At 71.9% G+C, this 3,711-nt stretch carries 3 protein-coding genes and 1 pseudogene; 3 read left to right on the forward strand and 1 reads right to left on the reverse strand.

The features are described from left to right. The first annotated feature begins 101 nt into the window (after window positions 1-101). The gene (locus ACK5KK_RS00350) at window positions 102-1,064 is read left to right on the forward strand and encodes a bifunctional riboflavin kinase/FAD synthetase (RefSeq protein WP_416888106.1); all 963 of its coding nucleotides are present in this window, start codon (window positions 102-104) and stop codon (window positions 1,062-1,064) included. Window positions 1,065-1,142: 78 nt separating this feature from the next. Beyond that, window positions 1,143-1,853 carry a hypothetical protein gene (locus ACK5KK_RS00355; protein ID WP_416888107.1) on the forward strand — a complete coding sequence of 237 codons (711 nt, stop codon included), beginning with the start codon at window positions 1,143-1,145 and terminating at the stop codon, window positions 1,851-1,853. On the opposite strand, the gene deoC is transcribed toward ACK5KK_RS00355, so the two are convergent. Then, window positions 1,847-2,563, reverse strand: a complete 717-nt coding sequence (deoC, locus tag ACK5KK_RS00360) for a deoxyribose-phosphate aldolase (protein WP_416888108.1) — start codon at window positions 2,561-2,563, stop codon at window positions 1,847-1,849. The two genes, ACK5KK_RS00355 and deoC, sit on opposite strands and share 7 nt — an antisense overlap. Before the next feature lie 258 nt (window positions 2,564-2,821). Between deoC and ACK5KK_RS00365 the strand changes: the two are divergent. After that, a pseudogene (locus tag ACK5KK_RS00365) lies at window positions 2,822-3,711 on the forward strand (ATP-dependent helicase); the annotation flags it as partial.

Here is a 3,711-nt window from a genome sequence, read left to right on the forward strand (position 1 = left end):
GGGTACGTGTGGGTGCCGCTCGTGCTGCCGTTCGTCGGGCTGTGGTGGCTGATCGCGCATCGCGACCGCGCCTCGGAGCCGGCGGGGTCGGAGGCGCTCTCGTGATCGTCTTCCACGCCCCCGGCGAGGTTCCCGACGGGTTCGGCCCGAGCGTCGTCGCCATCGGCAAGTTCGACGGGGTGCACTCCGGGCATCGCGCCGTGATCGACCGCGCGCGGGTGGCGGCGGCGGAGGCGGGCGCCCGCGTCGTCGCGGTCACGTTCGACCGCAATCCGCTGAGTCTGCTCCGTCCTGAGCTGTGCCCGGAGCCGCTGGTGAGCCTGGACCAGAAACTGGGGCTGCTGGCGGAGGCGGGCGTGGATGCCACCCTGGTGCTGCGGTTCGATCGGGCGCTGGCCGACCTTGCGCCGCGGGCGTTCGTGGAGCACATGCTCGTGGGTGCGCTCGGTGTCGTGCACGTGCTCGTCGGCGACGACTTCCGGTTCGGCAAGGGCGGTGCCGGCACGCCGCAGACCCTGGCCGGGATGGGCGAGGAGTTCGGGTTCCGCACCGACGTGGTGGGGGACATTGAGGGCGGTGGCCGGCGGGTCTCGTCGACGTGGGTGCGCGATCTGCTGGCGGCGGGCGACGTCGCCGACGCCGCGCGTCTGCTGGGGCGACCGCAAGAGGTGCGCGGTGAGGTCGTGCACGGGCTCAAACGCGGCCGCGAGCTGGGCTTTCCCACCGCGAACCTCTCCGGGCACCTCGAGGGATTCGTGCCCGCGGACGGGGTCTACGCGGGCTGGCTGTTCGATGAGGGGCCCGACCCCGACGCGCCCGCCCACCCGGTCACCCGCTACCCTGCGGCGATCTCGGTCGGCACCAATCCCACGTTCGACGACGTGCACGCCCGGCAGGTCGAGGCGTATGTGCTCGACGAGGACGCGCTGGACCTCTACGACCACCGGGTGCGGGTGGCGTTCACGCGCCGCATCCGGGGGATGGTCGCCTTTTCGGGGATCGACGCGCTCATCGCGCAGATGGTCAATGACGTCGCCCGGGTGCGCGACGCGCTCGGGGAATGAGGGATCACCGGCCGATTCCGGGGAACCGGACGTAGGCTACCTTCCACGGGCCGCGGGGTGCGGGGACGTGGAGGAAGAATGTCGCAGGTATCGCAGCGGCTGCGCGTGGCGCGCCGAGTGTTCGTCTGGGCGGTGATCGTCTCGTTCGCCCTTGCGGCGCTCCTCGGGGTCATCGTGCTCATCAGCGGCGAGATGGACGACACCGCCGGGCGAGTGCTGGGAACGACGACCTGTGTCGGGTTCTTCAGCGTCGCCGCGCTGTGCTGCGTCGGCGTGCTCAGTGCGCCCGCCCGCGCCGTGGGGGGCGCCGGCATCGCCGTGGCGGCGGCGACGGCGGTCGGTGTCATCGTGCTCATCTGGGACGGTGCCGACGGCGAGTCGTTCGTGAACGCGCTGCTTAGCGGCGTCGTGTTGACGGCGGCGCTCACGGTGTCGTCGCTGTTGCTGCTGGTCGCGCCGATCCCGGTCCGCCGGGTGCGGATCGCCCTCACGGTGACGCTCGTGCTCATCGCGATCGCGTCCGCGTTGCTGCTGTGGTCGGTGTGGGACGACATCGGCGGCAGCGAGGTCCTGCAGCGGACGATCGGGGTCGCGCTGATCCTGGCGACGCTCGGGATCGTGGTCGTCCCGGTGCTGGCGTTGCTGCTGCGCGTCTCGTCGTCACCGGTGAGCGCCGAGCTGGCCGCGCGGCTGGGGCGGACGGCCCGCCGGCGCGGTGTGTCGGTCGAGGAGCTCGTCGCACCGCTGCTGGACGAGCCCGTCGGCGGCGAGGCGGCGTCCGGTCAGTAGGACGCGTTGTCGACGGCGCCGAGCGCCGCGCCACCCTGGTCGCCGCGGCGTGCCTCGGCGAGGATGATGCCGCTTGCGCTGGTGCCCAGGCGGGTCGCTCCGGCGGCGAGCATCTGCAGGGCATCTGCATAGCTTCGCACCCCGCCGGATGCCTTGACCTGCATCCGCGGCCCGACGCTCCCGCGCATGAGGCGCACGTGCGCCGTCGTGGCTCCGCCGCCGGCGAAGCCTGTGGAGGTCTTCACGAAGTCGGCACCGCCGACCTCGGCGAGCGTGCTGCCGCGGACGATCTCCTCCTCGTTCAGCAGGGCGGTCTCGAGGATCACCTTCGTGATGTGCAGGCCGGTCGCCTGCACGACGGCACGGATGTCGGCGGTCACGACCTCGTCGAAGCCCGACCGCAGCGCCCCGATGTTGACGACCATGTCGAACTCGGTCGCGCCGTCGGCCAGCGCCTGGGCCGCCTCCGCGACCTTGCCGGCGGTCGAGGTGGTGCCGTGCGGAAACCCGATGACGGTGCCGACGGCCACCCCGGTCCCGGCCAGCCGCTGCGCGGCGTGCGCGACGTCACTGGGGCGCACGCACACGCTGAACACCCGCCACTGGGCCGCGATGTCGAGCTCCGCGTCGACCTGGGCTCTGGTCAACTCGGGCTTCAGGATCGCGTGATCCAGGGTCGCGGCGAGGGCGGTCTCGGTGATGGTGGCCATACTCTCAGGGTACGCGGCGGCGGACGCAGGCCGGTGTCCTGCAGAAGGGGTGACACCGCGCTACACTGGCTACGAGGGGACGGTACCGACGCACGCCGCAACTCGCAGAAGCGAGCAGTCGCGGTCGCGAGGGTTTCACCCCTGACGGACTTCGTGGTCGGCGCCCCGCGCCGACGGCGCTGTGCCGACGACATCGAATGACGGTCGACGTTTGATCGACCACCCGGTCACCCGCCGGATCTCACGCTCAGGAGGAGCATGCCGACGACGGCACCCACCGCGCCCCAGCGCGCGACGACCGCAACGGCTCGACGCCGCGGCGGTTCTTCGGCGCGTCGCGATGACGACGCCCCGCTGATCCCGATTCTCGCCCGTAAGGTTCGTGAGGTCGAGGCCAAGGCCCAACGCGGCAAGCTGGGCCCGACCAACCGCGTCAAATTCCAGGTCATCGCGTTCCTGGTGCGCGAGGAACGCGCCCGCGTGAAGGCCGACGACACGCTGCCGCCGGCCGCCCGCCCCGAACTGCTCAAGCGCCTCGACGGGGTCGCGACCATCCTCGCCAAGACGGCCGCGCGCGACACCTCGCTGATTCAGCTCCTCGAAGTCGATCAGGCGACGTCGCCGGTCGCGAAGCGGATGCGGCGCGACTGGCTGCTCGACTCCGGCGCGGAACTTCCCGAGGACGAGCTGATCATCACCGACGCGAAGCCGGTGCAGGCGCCGGTCGTTCCGGCCGCGCTGGCCGACCGGCAGGTGGTCCCCGCCCAGATCGAGGCGCGCCGGGAAGCCAATCCCTTCCTCGCGCCCGACCTCACGGCGCGCACGGCACCGTCGTCGGCACGACGCCGACTCGACGGCTGGGAGCTGATGGGCCCGCTGTACAAGGCGTTCGAGACCGGTGCCGGCGGCGGGTCGGCATCCATGCCCCTCCCGGCGGTTCCGGAATTCGACCGGCTGTCGCCGCGGGGCCTGGAGATCATGCCCCACCAGTCCCGCTTCCTGGAGGCGGTGCGCGCCGGCCATCGCAGCTTCCTGCTGGCCGACGAGCCAGGGCTCGGCAAGACCGCCGAGTCGGTGCTGGCAGCCTCGGTCGCGGGCGCGTATCCGCTGCTGGCCGTTGTCCCCAACGTCGTCAAGATGAACTGGGC

It is taken from the genome of Microbacterium sp. (assembly GCF_047972865.1).
In the GTDB taxonomy this organism is placed as follows: Bacteria; Actinomycetota; Actinomycetes; order Actinomycetales; family Microbacteriaceae; genus Microbacterium.